The organism is Vibrio sp. R10-SG3-ISO3 (assembly GCF_059834225.1).
Genome location: NZ_JCBDHE010000055.1, coordinates 1 through 17,387 on the forward strand (window position 1 = coordinate 1; position 17,387 = coordinate 17,387).

Here is a 17,387-nt window from a genome sequence, read left to right on the forward strand (position 1 = left end):
CGGCACAGCAGGTTCTCTTTGCTAAAGATGCTGCCTTGGTTGAAAGAGTTCGTTGGTAAGTCCGACATAGCCAACTCCATTTGAGTTATCGAAACGCTGCATCAATCGAGCCATACTGAGTAGAGGCTGGATACGATGTGCGTTGGATAAAGTAGAAAAAAGCCGTACTAGAGGGTTAATGAGCAACATATTCACTAACAATGGCCTTTCTCTCTAAGTGGAATTTGGAGTGAAAGGCCAACTGTTCAACACAAACAGCGGAGATTGTCTAAGGTTCTCAAGTACGGCGAAAACAAGGGTGGTAGACCCGCTACCGACCCAAACATGGCGGCGTATTACTTGAGGAAGCCAAGCTCACGCATCAAATCGCCCATCTGTTTCTCTTGGTCTTCAAGGAAAGCGTAGAACTCTTTGTCCGCTTTGTAGTTGTCGATCCAACCGTTACGGTCACGCACGACTTTCCACTCATCGGTTTGATACATTTTGCTGAGGGCGGCATTCCATTCATCAATCTTCGCTTGGCTTGCGCCAGGGGCTGCGAAGAAGCCACGCCAGTTGGCAAAGACTGTTTCGTTGCCATATTCAGTGAGCGTCGGAATATCCGGTGCTGCGTCTAAACGTTTAGGCGCTGTCACCGCGAGGATTTTAACTTGGCCAGATTTCGACATCTCCAGCACTTCGCCAAGGCCGGTAGATAAGAGCTGTGTTTCACCAGAAAGCAGCGCGGCCATGGCTTTGCCGCCTGCATCATAAGCGATGTAGCGAACGGTTTTTGCGTCAAACCCTTCACCTTTAAAGGCGGCTGCGACCACCAAGTGGTCCATGCTGCCGCGTGCAGAGCCGCCAGCGATTTTGACTTTACGTGGGTTAGACTCAAACTCTTTAACCACATCTTCCCAAGTGTTGTAGCCTGAATCGACCGAGGTCACGATGGCACCGTAATCGGCAATGGTCGCCGCGACGGGCGTGAGATCACGAAATGATTGCGGGAAAATACCGGTCAGAGAGCGCACCACGATAGGGGTGGAATTGACCATGAGAGTGTCTTCTTGACGCTCAGCGGTTTCAATCAAATGCGCAATGGCTTTACCGCCGCCGCCACCAGAGAGGTTTTGGAACGAGACGTTGTCGACAATCTCAGATTTGACCAACACGTCACCAGTGCCACGCGCCGTCATATCCCAGCCGCCACCGGCGCCACCAGGGATCAGAAAGTGGATTTTTTCCACATCCGCCGCCCATGCACTGAATGAGAAAGACGCAGCGATGATCGACGCTGCAAGAGTGGGTTTGAGTACCTTAAACATGATTCACGTTCCTTATGTAGGCAGAACTTCTCTTTGGAAGTCTCGTTATGGTTATGGGTTATCTCACCAAAGCGAGCGCTGTTATCGAGCCTTGTCTTGCTGGGCGATACCAGTACCTGCTTGTTGGATGCCTTAAGGTTAATGAGATGTTACAAGTCTGTCTGCGTTGCGCGTATAAAAATAATATTGGGCATAAAGCGAATTAAGTTCATAAAGTTCACGGATGTCGATGGGGGTGTTTACTATTCAACATTGTCGACACTGAGTGATTTTGTGGCAGTAAAAATGGGCTTTTACTTATACCTTAGTCTAAATTGTCGACAATATGATTGATTGTCGACAATTTGAGCGTTATGGTGAAAACATCAACGAAGACCTCCAACACTCTGTGGAGGGAGTCACCCAGAAATGATCGAGAGACCGATGAACATCGCTAGAGAGTTTGAACTCGCCAACGGCCCAAGCAAAACGAAGCCAGCTACTGAAAATACCAAATCCCTGACACTCACCGAGAGCCTTGTCGAGGATATTGTCAGTGGTGCGATTGCCCCGGGCAGCAAAATATCGGAGCCAGAACTGGCGAAACGATTTAACGTTAGCCGCGGGCCTTTGCGTGAGGCGATTATGCGTCTTGAAGGGTTGGGATTGATAGAGCGTATCCCGCACGTCGGCGCGCGCGTGATCACCTTTTCACCGGAAAAACTGATTGAATTGTACGCAGTACGCGAGGCGCTCGAAGGAATGGCGGCCAGATTAGCTGCGCGCCACATGACACCACAAGATATTGCCGGCCTTGAGCAACTGCTGAATGCTCACTCTCATCATATTGAAGAAGTGGAAGGCGCGTCCTACTTCCACCAACACGGCGATTTTGATTTCCACTACCGCATTATTAAAGCGAGTCGCAATCGACACCTTATCAATTTGCTGTGCAATGAGCTGTACCACTTATTGCGCATGTATCGCTACCAGTCTCCGCGCGCGCAATCGCGACCAAAAGAAGCGCTGGCGGAGCATCGACATATCCTCCAAGCGATTGCCAACCGTGACGAAGAGTTAGCGGAAATGCTGATGCGTCGCCACATCTCAGGCAGTCGCCTTTTGATTGAACAACAAATACTCACGGACTAGAGGAAGTGACTATGAGTCTCACGCCCGGAGCCAAGTTTCGGCTCGCCCTACAGCAAAATCATCCGCTCCAGATTGTCGGAACCATCAACCCTTATTGCGCCATGATGGCGAAGAACTTAGGTCATCAAGCCATATATCTCTCTGGTGGGGGCATTGCCAACGCCTCGTATGGATTACCAGACCTTGGCATCACGACATTGAATGATGTGCTGGTGGATGTTGACCGCATCACTAATGCGTGCGACCTGCCGCTGTTGGTGGATATCGATACCGGATTTGGCGGCGCATTTAATATTGGCCGCACCATCAAAGCGATGGAGAAGGCCGGCGCGGCAGCGGTGCACATGGAAGATCAAGTGGCGCAAAAACGCTGTGGCCATAGACCCAACAAGGCGATCGTTAGCCAAGAAGAGATGGTCGACCGAGTCAAAGCGGCGGTGGATGCGCGCAATGACGATCAATTTGTCATCATGGCACGCACCGATGCGTTGGCCGTCGAAGGCATTGACCGTGCGATTGAGCGGGCGATTGCGTGTGTGGAAGCGGGTGCAGACATGATCTTCCCCGAAGCGATGACAGAGTTGGCGCAGTACCGACAGTTTTCCGCTGCGCTTGAAAGCGCCACGGGGAAAAAAGTGCCGATTCTGGCGAATATCACCGAATTTGGTCAAACGCCGCTCTACAGCTGTGAAGAGCTCGGCCAATCGAATGTCGACATGGTGCTCTATCCACTGAGCGCGTTTCGCGCGATGAACAAAGCGGCGGAAATGGTCTATCGCCATCTGCTTGAAGTAGGCAATCAAGAAGCGCTACTTGGCGAGATGCAGACTCGCAAAGAGCTCTATGCACACCTCAATTATCACGATTACGAGGACAAGCTCGACAGACTGTTTAGTGACCAATAACAACAGATCTTGAGTGACGAATAACAGTAGTTCTTGAGTGACGAATAACAGTAGTTTTTGAGTAACGAATAACAATAGTAATGCAAACAATAACGTGAAATCAGCGGGTTAAAGAGATCCAAACCTCTTGCCGTCAGAGCCTGAAGCAAAAGGCGCTTAAGGGCGAGGGGGATTGGGCAAAGCTCGCAAGAAAAGGAGTTCTACCATGTCTCACACTGAGAATGATCTGAGCAAAAAACCGATTGGCGGCGCAGGATTGCGTGGTCAGAGTGCCGGCAGCACCGCACTGTGCACCGTTGGTAAAACAGGAACAGGGCTAACCTACCGTGGCTACGACATCACCGATTTGGCCAATAACGCCCAATTTGAAGAGGTGGCGTTTTTGCTGCTAAGAGGCCATTTACCCAATCAACAAGAGCTAGACAATTACAAGACGCGTCTGATTGGCCTACGCGGCCTTTCGAATGAGCTTAAGGCGGCGTTAGAGCTGATTCCTGCCAGCGCCCATCCGATGGATGTGATGCGCACCGGTTGCTCAATGTTGGGAAATCTTGAGCAAGAGATGAGTTTTGATCAGCAGCTCGATGCGACCGAGCGAATGCTGGCGCTCTTTCCCGCCATTATCTGCTATTGGTATCGCTTTAGCCATGATGGCGTGAGAATTGATACCCAAGACCAAAGCGAAGCCTGCATTGGGGGCTACTTCCTCAAACTGCTCACTGATAAAGCGCCGAGTGAACTTCATAAGCAGGTGATGCACTGCTCGCTCATTTTGTATGCAGAGCATGAGTTTAATGCCTCTACCTTTGCGGCCCGAGTGTGCGCTTCGACCTTATCTGATATCCACTCATGCATCACAGCGGCGATCGGTACTTTACGAGGCCCCCTGCACGGCGGCGCTAACGAAGCCGCAATGGAGATGATTGAAGGCTGGATGACGCCCGATGAAGCGGAAGCCAACATCCTCACCATGTTGGCGAACAAAGACAAAATCATGGGATTTGGCCACGCCATTTATCGTGAAAGCGACCCGCGTAATGCGTTGATCAAGCGCTGGTCAAAAGCGCTCTCTCAAGCGGTGGGGGATACCCATCTCTATGCGGTTTCCGAACGGGTTGAAGCGGTCATGAAGCGAGAAAAAGGGCTGTTCTGTAACGCAGATTTCTTCCACGCATCGGCGTATCACTTTATGGATATTCCCACCAAACTGTTTACTCCCATTTTTGTGATGAGCCGCCTCACAGGTTGGGCAGCACACGTGTTTGAGCAGCGCGCCAACAATCGGATTATTCGCCCAAGCGCCGACTACACAGGCCCCGAGCATCAGCAGTGGGTTCCGATTGAGCAGCGTTAACGCCTAAGAGAGTGGATGTAAACATGAATAGCGATTCAAAATACAGAAAGTCACTGCCCGGATTCGATGTCGATTATTTCGATGCTCGCGCGGCGGTGAATGCACTGTCGCCCGGTGCTTACGATGGGCTGCCTTACACGTCACGGGTTCTGGCGGAGCAGTTGGTGCGCCGCTGTGAGCCAGAGAGTCTTGATGCAGCGCTGCTGCAATTGATTGAGCGCAAGCGTGACTTGGACTTTCCTTGGTATCCGGCGCGCGTCGTGTGTCACGATATTCTTGGACAAACCGCCTTGGTGGATTTGGCAGGGCTGCGTGATGCCATTGCTCTGCAAGGTGGCGATCCTGCGAAAGTGAACCCAGTGGTCGAAACGCAGCTGATTGTCGACCACTCATTAGCGGTGGAACACGCGGGCTTTGATCCACAGGCGTTTGAGAAAAACCGCGCCATCGAAGAGCGGCGCAATGAAGATCGCTTCCACTTCATTGATTGGTGTAAAACCGCGTTTGAAAACGTCAGCGTGATCCCTGCAGGCAACGGCATTATGCACCAGATCAATTTGGAAAAAATGTCGCCAGTGGTTCAAGTCAAGCAAGGCATTGCCTATCCGGATACTTGTGTCGGGACCGACAGCCACACGCCGCACGTTGATGCGCTTGGCGTGATTGCCATTGGTGTCGGCGGCCTTGAGGCAGAAACCGTCATGCTAGGACGGCCGTCGATGATGCGTTTGCCCAACATTATTGGTGTCAAGCTAAGCGGAAAACGCCAAAGTGGCATCACCGCGACAGATATCGTACTGGCGATCACCGAGTTTTTACGCGAGCAGCGTGTGGTCTCGGCCTATTTGGAGTTCTTTGGTGAAGGGGCGCGCGATTTGACGATTGGTGATCGCGCCACCATTTCCAACATGACGCCGGAATACGGGGCGACGGCAGGGATGTTCTACATCGATGAGCAGACCATTCAGTATCTAAAACTGACCGGCCGCGATGACAAGCAAGTGGCTTTAGTGGAAGCCTACGCGAAACAAACCGGACTTTGGGCGGATGCGCTTAGCGAGGCGCAGTATGAGCGTGTGTTGGAGTTTGATCTCTCGAGTGTCACACGAAACCTCGCAGGCCCGTCTAATCCCCATCGCCGCTTACCGACGAGTGAGCTGGCCAATCGCGGTATCGCGCAATCCCGCGGTACAGATACCGGCGAGCAAAGGCTGCCCGATGGCGCCGTGATTATTGCCGCGATCACCTCTTGTACCAACACTAGCAATCCGAGAAACGTCGTAGCGGCAGGGTTATTGGCGAAAAAAGCCAATCAGCTAGGTCTGGTGCGCAAGCCTTGGGTTAAGTCCTCATTTGCGCCCGGCTCGAAAGTCGCCAAGCTCTACTTGCAAGAAGCGGGGCTATTGTCAGAGCTGGAGCAGCTTGGCTTTGGCATCGTCGCTTACGCGTGTACCACCTGTAACGGAATGAGCGGCGCGCTCGATCCCACTATTGAGCAAGAGATCATCGAACGCGATCTGTATGCGACCGCGGTGCTGTCAGGCAATCGCAACTTTGACGGTCGTATCCACCCGTATGCCAAACAAGCGTTTCTTGCGTCTCCTCCGCTGGTGGTTGCCTACGCGCTGGCGGGTTCAATCCGCTTTGATATTGAGCGCGATGTGCTCGGCCACAATACCAACGGTGAACCTATCTATCTGAAAGATCTCTGGCCAAGTGATGAAGAGATCGATCAAGCGGTGGCTCAGCACGTGAAACCTGATCAGTTTAAGCAGGTTTACATTCAAATGTTCAAATTGGATGAGGAGCAACAGGCATCCAACCCACTCTATGATTGGCGCCCGATGAGTACTTATATTCGCCGTCCACCCTATTGGGAAGGGGCGTTGGCAGGTGAGCGCACCTTGAAAGGGATGCGTCCTCTGGCGGTATTGGGTGACAACATTACCACCGATCACTTATCGCCCTCCAATGCGATTTTGGCCAGTAGCGCTGCAGGCGAGTATTTAGCCAGTATGGGCGTACCAGAAGAGGATTTTAACTCCTACGCCACGCACCGCGGCGACCACCTGACGGCGCAACGGGCCACATTCGCGAACCCCAAATTGTTCAACGAGATGGTGAAACAGGGCGGCGATGTGGTGCAAGGCTCACTGGCACGCATTGAACCCGAAGGCAAAGTGGTGCGAATGTGGGAAGCGATCGAAACCTACATGGCGCGCAAACAGCCGCTGCTCATTGTTGCAGGGGCCGACTACGGCCAAGGCTCTTCTCGAGATTGGGCGGCAAAAGGCGTTCGATTAGCCGGGGTTGAAGCCATTGTTGCGGAAGGTTTTGAGCGTATCCATCGCACCAATCTTGTTGGGATGGGCGTATTACCGCTGGAATTTAAAACGGGCGTCACGCGCCATACGCTTGAGATAGATGGCTCAGAGACCTACGACGTAGTGGGTGACATTGCGCCTGGTGCCGACTTGGCGCTGATCATTACCCGTGCCAACGGTGAAACGCTTGATGTCGCGGTGACGTGCCGTCTAGATACCGCCGATGAAGTTTCTGTTTATCAAGCGGGCGGTGTTTTGCAGCGCTTTGCTCAAGACTTTTTAGCGCAGTAGGAGGCTGGCAATGAACGATGTGATTCGCGTTCCCGCGACGTACATGCGTGGTGGAACCAGTAAAGGGGTCTTTTTCAGGTTGGAAGATTTGCCTACTCAGGCACAAACCCCCGGTCCTGCGCGTGATGCGCTATTAATGCGCGTGATTGGCAGCCCTGATCCTTATGGGAAACAGATTGATGGCATGGGCGGAGCGACATCCAGCACCTCCAAAACCGTGATAGTGAGCCCGAGCACGCGTGACGATCACGACGTGGACTATTTGTTTGGTCAGGTGGCGATAGGGCAAGCGTTTGTCGACTGGAGCGGAAACTGCGGCAACCTCTCTGCTGCGGTCGGCCCTTTCGCTATTCACGCGGGGTATCTGCCTGCTGAGCGCCTTCCCCACAATGGCCTTGCCAAGGTGCGGGTTTGGCAAGCCAATATAGAAAAAACCATTGTAGTGCATGTGCCGATCGTCGAAGGACAAGTGCAAGAAATGGGCAGTTTTATGCTCGATGGGGTCACGTTTCCTGCCGCAGAAATCCGCGTCGATTTTGTCGACCCCTCGGGCAGTGACAGTTCGCTATTTCCAACAGGGCAAGTCGCGGAAGTGTTTGATGTGCCCGGAGTGGGGGCACTCACGGCGACCTTTATCAGTGCGGGGATTCCAACCGTGTTTCTCAATGCGCACGAATTGGGCTTAACCGGCAGCGAACTTCAGCCGGCGATTAACGGCGTTCCTGATTTGCTGGATAAGCTTGAGACCATACGCGCTCACGGAGCGCTTAGGATGGGTCTAATAGCGGATCTCTCAGAGGCCGCGACTCGCCAACACACGCCTAAGTTGGCATTTGTGGCACCGCCTAATACTTATCAGACGTCAAGCGCAAGTGTGGTTGAGGCGGGCGATATTGATCTTTTGGTCAGGGCGATGTCGATGGGACAGTTGCACCACGCCATGATGGGCACCGCAGCGGTGGCTATCGCTGCGGCGGCGTGCGTACCGGGCACGCTGGTCAATCAAGCGGCGGGCGGCGGCGAGCGTGACCAAGTCACCTTTGGTCATCCGTCTGGCACCTTAACCGTCGGCGCAAAAGTCGATGAGCAAGGTGGGCAATGGTGCGCTCGGCAAGTCAGTATGGGTCGCAGCGCAAGAATTTTGATGGAGGGCGTTGTGCGTGTTCCCTCCGATGTCTTTCACTCTGTTCAATAACCAGAGTGCCAATAGCTAAAGACAGTCTGGAGGAAGCAGCATGTCTGAGTATCAAAAGCAGTATCAATGGGCAAAAGAATCGCCAGAGCAGTTCTGGCAAGCACAAGCCGAAGCGATTGATTGGTTTGAAAAACCAACCACGATATTAGCGGAGGATGACAACGGGATTGAACGCTGGTTTCCTGACGGTGTGATGAACACCTGTTGGCTCGCGCTCGATTACCATTGTGAGCAGGGACGCGGCGCAAAAACGGCGCTGATTTATGACTCCCCTGTGACAGGAACCAAAAAGCGCTACACCTATCAAGGTATGCGTGATCAAGTGGCTAAAATTGCAGGAATGCTCAGCGCGCAAGGTGTCACCAAAGGCGATCGCGTTGTCATCTACATGCCGATGATCCCAGAGGCGGCCATGGCGATGCTGGCGTGTGCTCGGCTGGGTGCGATTCATTCGGTGGTGTTTGGCGGGTTTGCTCCTAACGAGCTCGCGGTGCGCATCGAAGATGCCGAGCCTAAGGTAGTCATGACGGCTTCTTGCGGCATAGAGATCAATAAAGTGATTGAATACAAGCCGATGGTCGATAAGGCGATCATGGATAGCCGCTGGAAACCGGAAGCGGTGTTTGTGTTGCAGCGTGAACAGTGCCTGGCACCGCTCACACACGAGCGAGATGTCGATTGGCACCAAGCGTTTGAGGCGGCGCTGCCTCATGCCTGTGTGCCTGTATTGGCAACCGATCCGCTTTATATCTTGTACACATCTGGTACGACAGGCAAACCCAAAGGGGTGGTGCGCGACAATGGCGGCCATGCGGTAGCGATGAAGTATTCAATGAGCGCCATCTACAACGTGCCGCAAGAAGGTGTGTACTGGGCGGCGTCGGATGTCGGCTGGGTAGTCGGTCACTCTTATATTGTCTACGCGCCGCTGATTCATGGTTGCACCACCATTTTATTTGAGGGCAAGCCGGTAAGAACGCCCGATTCCGGTGCTTTCTGGCGCGTGTGTGAAGAGTATCAAGTGGATGTGCTGTTTTCTGCGCCGACGGCGTTTCGAGCCATCAAGAAAGAGGATCCGCAAGGGGAGTTGGTACGCCAGTACGATTTGTCCAAACTGCAGACGATTTTTATGGCCGGCGAGCGGCTTGACCCGCCAACACTAGAGTGGGTTGAACAACAAACGGGCAAGCCTGTGATCGATCACTGGTGGCAAACCGAAACGGGCTGGGCGATTGCAGGTAATCCGATTGGGATTGAAGCGATGCCCGTTAAAGCCGGTTCGGCAACCAAGCCAATCCCGGGCTATCAAGTCGACATCTTGGATGAGCTAGGGGAGATCGCAGCGCCTGGTCAGCAAGGCTTTGTGGCCCTTAAACGGCCTCTGCCGCCAAGCTGTCTACCGACGGTGTGGCGCAATCATGACCGATTTGAGTCCGGCTACTTGAGTCAATTCCCCGGCTACTACGTTTCAGGAGACGGCGGGTATCTTGATGAGGAGGGCTACTTGTTCATCATGGGCCGGATTGATGATGTGATTAACGTGGCGGGTCATCGCCTTTCCACGGGAGAGATGGAAGAGATTGTTGGTGCGCATCCTGCGATTGCAGAGTGCGCGGTGGTCGGGATTCATGATGATTTGAAAGGGCAACTGCCACTCGGTTTTGTGGTGCTAAAAGATGGCGTGAAGATTGATTCACTAGAGCTCGAAGGTGAACTGATTGGCAAAGTGCGTGATGAGATTGGCGCGGTGGCGTGCTTTAAACACGCGCTGGTCGTGGAGCGCCTACCCAAGACGCGCTCTGGTAAAATCTTGCGCCGCACCATTCGTCAAATCGCCGATGGTGAAAAGTATACAGTCCCATCGACCATTGATGATCCAACCAGCCTAGATGAAATCATGAAAGCGCTGAACTCTTAACCCGTCATTCTGCGCGCCATTCTCTCGTTATTGGGGCGGCGCGCAGGTTATCGTCAATAATCCTTTGCAACGCTTGCAATCGCACAGTTTGCGACCCAAACTAACGCTTTACCGTAAAACCGCCTCAGCATGAAGATTCGCAGCGCCATCGCACAAGACCTCGATACCCTCAACGAATTGATGTTTCAGCTCCATGATGAGCATCACCAACAGTCGCCGGACTATTTCAAACCTGCCGAAGAGATAGAGCAAGAGAAGAGTATTGCGCGTTATCTCGATAACCCTGAATGCTTGGTTTTGGTGGCATTGGATGCGTCAAGTCAACAGATTGTCGGCTTTGTGTCTGGTCACTTTTGTGAACTGATTTCTACTGTCAGCCAACCGCTGCAAATGGGATCACTAGATGAGTTGTACGTGTTGCCCACCTATCGCCAACAAGGTGTGGCTCAACAGTTGTGTGATGAGATGGCGCATCGATTTGAGCAATACGGTGTCGAAGAGATGTTTGTTGAAGTGTGGCAGTTCAACCAAAGCGCCTTAGCTCTCTATGACAGATTGGGGTTTGAGCCTCATATCCATTGGTTGAAGAAGACGCTGAAATAACAGTGGTAGCCATATGACAATAAGCAATGAGGCCGTTGCACGGTCTCATTGATTGAATTGCGCTTACCGCTTACTTATCGGCGTTGAGCACAAACTGCTCAATCACTAAGGCAACGCCATCGTCGTTATTACTAGCGGTGATGTGATTGGCGATGGCTTTGGTGCCTTCCATCGCGTTTTCCATCGCTACGCCTAACCCAGCGTATTCGAGCATGTGGTGATCATTCTCCGCATCGCCCATACAGATCACGGCGTCTGCCTCAATACCGAGGTGCTGGGCAATCGCGCCGACGCCGACACCTTTGTTACTCTGCTGGCTCAAAAACTCCAGGAAGAAGGGGGCACTTTGCACTATGGTGAAGTCGCCGTGAAAATCAGCGGGAATATCACTGATAGCTTGGGTGAGCTTCTCTGGCGCACCCACGATCATCGCTTTGATGATTTCATGGTCGTCATTCAACTCGTCAAAATCCATCAAGGTGACGGGAATTTTGTTGATGGTGGATTCAATACCAGTGAACTCATTCATCTCTGGCGTGATAAGGCCCAGCTCACTGCTGAATGCGTGACAATATAGGTCAAGCTGCTTTGCCAGCGCAGCAACACGTTTTGCACTCGCCCCATCAATGATCGCTTGGTGAATGACCGTATCACTGCCGAGCTCTTTCACCATAGAGCCGTTAAAGTAGACAACAAACTCGCCGTCAGCATAGAGGCCAAGTTCTTCAATCGCACCACGCATACCATCAATTGGGCGGCCAGAGGCAAGCACGACCTTAACGCCTTGTTCACGAGCCTTGGCAATGGCTTGTTTGGTGCGAGGGCTTATAGTTTTATCACTGGTGAGCAGGGTGCCATCCATATCCAGTGCGATCAATTTGTACATAACGGGCATCTTAAATTTGCAACAACAAAGTCTCGCAGAATAATCCTTCATCGCTTAATGATCAATTTATGATTTAGTTGACCTACACGCCGAGCTCCTTTAAGGTCTCGCCCTTGCAAAATGATTAGATGACAAATTGGGCTGATTAACTTTGTACAAAGTGAATGAAATGTTTGAAACCATCCAGGGTGAAGGGGTCTTTACAGGGGTTCCTTCGGTGTTTGTGCGCCTGCAAGAGTGTCCTGTCGGCTGCGCGTGGTGTGACACCAAACAGACCTGGGATGCGACGCCACAAGACGAAACCTCGTTTAAACAGATCATGGTCAAGCAAGGTGATTCACCCACTTGGTGCCGCGCAGACGCGAGTGCCATCGTTGAACAATATGTCGCTCAAGGTTATCAAGCCAAACATGTCGTGATCACGGGGGGCGAACCTTGTCTTTATGACTTAACGCCTTTGACCCAAGCGTTTGAAGCGATCGGTTGTCAGTGCCAAATTGAGACCAGCGGCACTTATGAGGTGCTTGCGACAGAATCAACATGGGTGACAGTGTCACCAAAAATCGCCATGAAAGGTAAACTTCCGGTGCTGGATAGCGCGCTACTTCGCGCCAACGAAATTAAGCATCCGGTTGGTACACAAAAAGACATCGATCAGCTGGATGCTTTGCTAAGCCGTGCGAAGGTGCCGAGTTGCACCACCATTGCATTGCAACCGATCAGTCAAAAGCCGCGTGCGACACAACTCTGTATTGATACTTGCATCTCGCGCAACTGGCGGTTATCTATTCAGACGCACAAGTATTTGAGTATTGCTTAAAGGAATTGAAGATGAAGAAAGCGGTCGTCGTATTTAGTGGTGGACAAGACTCCACTACCTGTTTGGTTCAAGCACTGCAAGAGTACGATGAAGTGCACGCGATAACCTTTGATTATGGCCAGCGCCACAAACTTGAAATTGAGGTGGCACAAAGCCTAGCGAAAGAGCTTGGTGTCGCAGCGCATAAAGTCCTGGATGTGGGGCTTCTCAATGAGTTGGCGATTAGCTCACTAACGCGCGATGACATTCCTGTTTCTCATGAACTGCAAGAGAACGGTTTGCCGAACTCTTTTGTGCCTGGGCGCAATATCTTGTTTCTCACTCTTGCGGGCATCTACGCCTATCAGATTGGTGCAGAGGCGCTCATCACTGGTGTCTGTGAAACCGACTTTTCAGGTTATCCAGATTGCCGAGATGAGTTTGTTAAAGCAATGAACAGCGCCTTGGTGAAAGGGATGGACCGACCACTGGAGATTGTGACACCACTGATGTGGCTCAATAAAGCGCAAACGTGGGCACTGGCAGATCAATATCAAGCACTCTCTCTTATCAAAGAGAAAACTCTGACGTGTTACAACGGTATCATCGGGGATGGCTGCGGTGCCTGTCCTTCGTGTGATTTGCGTAGAGCGGGCCTTGACGCCTATCTCGACAACAAAGAGGTGGTTATGGCAGAGCTTGCAGAGAAGCAGCGCTAACCAATTTTTGTGAAATACAAAACGCCCTGCAAGTGCAGGGCGTTAATGTGTTTACAGGAACACCTGATGGCAAAGCGCTTACGCGAGGTAAAGCTTAGCGAGATCAGAAGGCTCAACTTCCTTGCCTTCCAATTGTGCGTTCCAGTTGGTGCCGATGAGCACGCCGTCTTCTGCGAGCGTCAATAGCCAATCTTCAACAAAGATATCCAGAGGGATCTCTAGGACTTCAAAGTCTGCCCACTCTTCAACGTTATGCGCTTGAGCATCCTCTTTTGAGGACCAAAACGGCATCACTTCGCTGTTCTCAAATTCTGAAGAGTCGCAAGATAGCCAACCTTCTTCGTTACGCATGCCCCAAACCAGTTTGCTCTGTTGCGTTTCTGCGACGAATAGTTCCAAGTTAGCTTGGATATCTGATGTTAATTTGCTCATTGTAAAGCTCTCTTAAAGTAGTTCGGCTGTAGGGTAGCACTCTGGACCAAGAAGCGAAACTCCTGTGCGACGTTTCTGCCATCAAGTTGCAGCAAAACTGACGCACAAGGCGTTATTTCGGAATCGTGGTAAAGATCGTCCACTCTTCTTTGACGTGACCTTTATGCCCAACCACACTGGCAACGACTTTTCTGTTCTTGGCATGTGAGACTTCGTCTTCACCCGTGTCAGAGACGTTGTCACCAAAACCCACAACGCGAATTCGGCTCGGTGTTACCCCATAGCCAACAAGCGCCTGGCGTACCTCTTCTGCACGTTGCTTCGACAGCGCGAGATTGTGTGCAGAGTTGCCCGTTTTACTGGCAAATCCCTGCAACTCAATCGAGGTTTCAGGGTATTGGTCAAGAAACGTAGCCATCGATTCAATTTGTGGGTAAAACGGTGTCGCGATTTCAGTAGAGTTGTTATCGAACAAAATATGCAAACTTAACGCCTGCGAGGTTTTGACGAAGGTGCCACAGCCATCATTATCGATGTCCGCTTTTTCGGGCGTACCCGGGCAGAGATCGCGCGCATTGACCACGCCGTCGTTGTCATCGTCTTCGAGATCGGCGATTTGGATGGGTTTTGGGGTTTGAATATAGTCAAATTCATCATCAGATAATACCGACGTTGAAAGTGTGGCGCACGATAGGATAAGGGCAAAAATTGAGACTTTCATACTAGTATTCTACAGCTTGGTTCCAAGGCTCTGGGGTGTTGACTCTAAGGGCGGATAGCAAGTTGCCAGTGGCGTTCATCACTCGATATTTGGCGTACTGCTCATCGTATTTAGCATCGAGATAGTCTTTGCGGGCTTCAAACAGCTCATTCTCCGTATTGAGCAAGTCGAGGAGTGTACGTTTGCCCAGTCGGTATTGTTTGTTGTACGCAATAACCGTCTGTGAGGCGGAGTCAACATGATCAGCCAGAAACTCCTTCTGCTGTAAGGTAAGGTCCAGCGCGCTCCATGAGAGACGTAAACTCTCCTCAACCGAGCGGAATGTGCGGTCTCGGAAATCTTTGGCTTTATTTAACTGATACGCTGCGCTTTCAGTGCGATCAGCATCCGATCCGCCATTGTATAGGTTATAACGCATACGCAGCATGGCGGAGAACTCCTCCGCTGACCCTTCGTAGCCGCCAGCGTCGTCGCGCCACGTCTGATTGGCTTCAATGGACAGCGTAGGGAAGTTGACGCCTTTAGTCTGCTCATATTGAAAGCGTGCTGAATCGACATCCGCTTGCGCGACTTTGATGACGGGATGAGTCTCGTAAGCTTTGTTGAGCGCTTCGTCTAACGTGTAAGGAATAGCCATCTGATCGGCACGAGGAAAAATCAAACCTTGAGGTGATTGGCCAACCACGCGCTGAAATTGAGTGTGGGTATCGAATAAATTGTTCTGAGCGGCCAGCAAGTTTCCGTGTGCTTTCGCTATACGAGCTTCAACTTGGGTCAAATCGGCTGTCGAACCGATACCGGACTCGACGCGCCTTTTAATATCACGGTAGATCTCTTTATGAATGGCGAGGTTGCTCTCGGAAAGTTGCAGAACTTCGAACGCCTTGACCGCGTCTAAATAGATGTCCGCAACTTCAAGTGCCATGTCTTGCGCTTCCGCTAACAATTGCAAACGCACTGACTCTGCGTCTGCCGCCGTGCGGTCCATATCGTTCATGGTTGATGAACCATCCCACAATAACTGGGTAAGAGACAGAGTTGCTTCTTTGCGGTTGAGGTCATTTTCAACCCCAGTTGCGAGATCAACGGCTTCGTAGCCAATGCCTGCATCGAGATCGATTGACGGCAAATAGGCCCCAGACGCGGCTTCGGCGTCATAGACTTTGCTCATGAATTCGTTAAACGATGCTTTGATGTCAGGATTGGTCGTTAAGGTATAAGCGACCGCTTGTTCGAGTGTTTGACTTTGAGCTGGACAGCTAAGAGCTACCAAGCAGCCCACCACTTTCAACGTGTTCCAATTCAACTTTCATTCTCCATGAGATACAACGAGCGGGCATGATAGCGAATACCCACGTCTCATAAATGAGATTAAACCATTTATGGCATCAATGAGCTAGCACTTTACGGTGATTGTGACTAACGTAGGCTAACATTTATATAACCTTTAAAGTTGCAACAGAATTCGGAGCCTGGACCTAGTCAATTTTGTTAATTTATCGATACGACGTTTCAGTTTAAGTGCGATAAAAATGAGATCTTGGTTCATACTTATAAAAGTTGTGACCTGCCGCTTGTATCTAAAATGTTGCAAAGTGACAGGGTTAGAAATCGGTTTGTTGAATTAACCCGTAGTGTTAATTTATAGCTGTGATTAATAAGTCTTTGCTTACCATCATCACAATAAAGCAGAGATCATCAGAAAGGATTAGAGGCGCGTTATGAGTTTTGTCACGCATGCATTGATCGGTAACCTAGCCGGTGGTCAAATCATTGTTATTGATAAAAATGGCAATGTAAGAGTCGTCAACGAAGGAGAACAACTCCTTCCTGGCGAAGTCGTCATTTCCGGCGATGCTAGCCTCGTTGAATCCGCACCGAATCCAGAAGTCAGCGTAAACCTGGTTCAAGACAGTGGTGACCTCACGGACATCACCGGCGAGATCGATGCCATTTTCGCTGCATTAGAAGAAGGCGTAGACCCAACCCAATTAGGCGATGAATTCGCCACCGCCGCCGGTGGAACCTCCGGCTCATCGCTAACCCCAACGGGAACGATTGAGCGTGATGGGGTAGAGGCCTTAGCGAGTACGAACTTTGATACTTCAGGCATGGAGTCACTTGGATTATCGACTACTCAGAGTCTCGCTTTATTAAACCCTCAATTCTCCCCTATTTTTGTTGACATTAATAACGACCCGTTGGGTGAAAGTACGACGGTTGTTACTGACGAAGATACACCGATTAGTGGCACGCTTACCGCTACCGATCAGAATACTCAAGATACCCTAACTTATTCTCAATCTACTGCGCCTACGAATGGTACAGCTGTCGTCAACCCAGATGGCACTTGGACATACACGCCTAATGAAAACTACAACGGCCCAGATAGCTTCACTGTTATTGTTGATGATGGCAATGGCGGTATAGACACGCTTGTCGTCAATATCGATGTGACGCCTGTGAATGATCCCGCTACGGTGAGTGACGATAGTGGCTTAGTAATTGAGGATGTAGACGTTCAATCCATTGCAACTGGAAACTTGGATATATCAGACGTCGACGCTGGAGAAGCGTTTGTACAGCCGTTCGAGGTTTCTAATGAATACGGGACGTTCAATGTCGAGTCTGATGGAAGCTGGAGTTTTACCATCAATAATGAGAGTGCCGCTGTTCAAGCTCTATCTGATGATGAAGAGGTTCCACTAACGTTTGACGTTACTTCAGTGGACGGTACGGGCACGGGTACTGTAACGGTTATTGTCAAAGGAACTAATGACAAAGCAGTTATCACTCCGTCCG

General features: G+C 51.1%; 15 protein-coding genes. 10 read left to right on the plus strand and 5 right to left on the minus strand.

Annotation, left to right across the window (positions count from 1 at the left end):
* Nucleotides 1-335: 335 nt before the first annotated feature.
* Nucleotides 336-1,307 (minus strand): tripartite tricarboxylate transporter substrate binding protein, encoded by a 972-nt coding sequence (locus tag AC6R1A_RS16865; RefSeq protein WP_334550472.1) that lies wholly within the window; start codon nucleotides 1,305-1,307, stop codon nucleotides 336-338.
* A 423-nt stretch (nucleotides 1,308-1,730) separates the two neighbouring features.
* On the opposite strand from AC6R1A_RS16865, the gene AC6R1A_RS16870 reads away from it, so the two are divergent.
* The 7 genes from AC6R1A_RS16870 to AC6R1A_RS16900 all read left to right on the plus strand — a co-directional run bounded on the left by AC6R1A_RS16870 (nucleotide 1,731) and on the right by AC6R1A_RS16900 (nucleotide 11,028).
* A complete protein-coding gene (locus AC6R1A_RS16870; protein ID WP_500629923.1) occupies nucleotides 1,731-2,438 on the plus strand; it encodes a GntR family transcriptional regulator in 708 nt (235 codons plus the stop codon).
* Nucleotides 2,439-2,449: 11 nt separating this feature from the next.
* Complete coding sequence (prpB, locus tag AC6R1A_RS16875; RefSeq protein WP_334550470.1) at nucleotides 2,450-3,343, plus strand: methylisocitrate lyase; 894 nt, start codon at nucleotides 2,450-2,452, stop codon at nucleotides 3,341-3,343.
* A gap of 205 nt (nucleotides 3,344-3,548) precedes the next feature.
* A complete protein-coding gene (prpC, locus tag AC6R1A_RS16880) occupies nucleotides 3,549-4,697 on the plus strand; it encodes a bifunctional 2-methylcitrate synthase/citrate synthase (RefSeq protein ID WP_500632383.1) in 1,149 nt (382 codons plus the stop codon).
* A gap of 23 nt (nucleotides 4,698-4,720) precedes the next feature.
* A complete protein-coding gene (gene acnD / locus AC6R1A_RS16885; RefSeq protein WP_500632384.1) occupies nucleotides 4,721-7,312 on the plus strand; it encodes a Fe/S-dependent 2-methylisocitrate dehydratase AcnD in 2,592 nt (863 codons plus the stop codon).
* Nucleotides 7,313-7,322: 10 nt separating this feature from the next.
* Nucleotides 7,323-8,507, plus strand: a complete 1,185-nt coding sequence (prpF, locus tag AC6R1A_RS16890; RefSeq protein ID WP_500632385.1) for a 2-methylaconitate cis-trans isomerase PrpF — start codon at nucleotides 7,323-7,325, stop codon at nucleotides 8,505-8,507.
* A 40-nt stretch (nucleotides 8,508-8,547) separates the two neighbouring features.
* Nucleotides 8,548-10,425, plus strand: a complete 1,878-nt coding sequence (locus AC6R1A_RS16895; RefSeq protein ID WP_500632386.1) for a propionyl-CoA synthetase — start codon at nucleotides 8,548-8,550, stop codon at nucleotides 10,423-10,425.
* Between the two features lie 129 nt (nucleotides 10,426-10,554).
* Nucleotides 10,555-11,028, plus strand: a complete 474-nt coding sequence (locus tag AC6R1A_RS16900; RefSeq protein WP_500627114.1) for a GNAT family N-acetyltransferase — start codon at nucleotides 10,555-10,557, stop codon at nucleotides 11,026-11,028.
* Nucleotides 11,029-11,098: 70 nt separating this feature from the next.
* Here AC6R1A_RS16900 and AC6R1A_RS16905 read toward each other — a convergent pair whose 3' ends face one another.
* Nucleotides 11,099-11,914: a Cof-type HAD-IIB family hydrolase gene (locus AC6R1A_RS16905; RefSeq protein ID WP_500632387.1), complete on the minus strand. Its 816-nt coding sequence runs from the start codon at nucleotides 11,912-11,914 to the stop codon at nucleotides 11,099-11,101.
* 151 nt (nucleotides 11,915-12,065) lie between these two features.
* Here AC6R1A_RS16905 and queE point away from each other — a divergent pair, with 151 nt between their 5' ends.
* Nucleotides 12,066-12,734, plus strand: a complete 669-nt coding sequence (gene queE / locus AC6R1A_RS16910) for a 7-carboxy-7-deazaguanine synthase QueE (RefSeq protein ID WP_500632388.1) — start codon at nucleotides 12,066-12,068, stop codon at nucleotides 12,732-12,734.
* An 11-nt stretch (nucleotides 12,735-12,745) separates the two neighbouring features.
* Entirely contained in the window at nucleotides 12,746-13,432 is a 687-nt protein-coding gene (gene queC / locus AC6R1A_RS16915; RefSeq protein ID WP_500632389.1) for a 7-cyano-7-deazaguanine synthase QueC, read from the plus strand.
* Between the two features lie 78 nt (nucleotides 13,433-13,510).
* On the opposite strand, the gene AC6R1A_RS16920 is transcribed toward queC, so the two are convergent.
* The 3 genes from AC6R1A_RS16920 to AC6R1A_RS16930 all read right to left on the minus strand — a co-directional run bounded on the left by AC6R1A_RS16920 (nucleotide 13,511) and on the right by AC6R1A_RS16930 (nucleotide 15,891).
* Nucleotides 13,511-13,864: a DUF2750 domain-containing protein gene (locus tag AC6R1A_RS16920; protein WP_500629120.1), complete on the minus strand. Its 354-nt coding sequence runs from the start codon at nucleotides 13,862-13,864 to the stop codon at nucleotides 13,511-13,513.
* Between the two features lie 112 nt (nucleotides 13,865-13,976).
* Nucleotides 13,977-14,585: an OmpA family protein gene (locus tag AC6R1A_RS16925; RefSeq protein ID WP_500632390.1), complete on the minus strand. Its 609-nt coding sequence runs from the start codon at nucleotides 14,583-14,585 to the stop codon at nucleotides 13,977-13,979.
* Between the two features lies 1 nt (nucleotide 14,586).
* Entirely contained in the window at nucleotides 14,587-15,891 is a 1,305-nt protein-coding gene (locus AC6R1A_RS16930) for a TolC family outer membrane protein (protein WP_500632391.1), read from the minus strand.
* A gap of 415 nt (nucleotides 15,892-16,306) precedes the next feature.
* Between AC6R1A_RS16930 and AC6R1A_RS16935 the strand changes: the two genes are divergently transcribed.
* On the plus strand, nucleotides 16,307-17,387 hold a 1,081-nt coding region (locus tag AC6R1A_RS16935; protein WP_500646208.1), incomplete at its 3' end, for a VCBS domain-containing protein.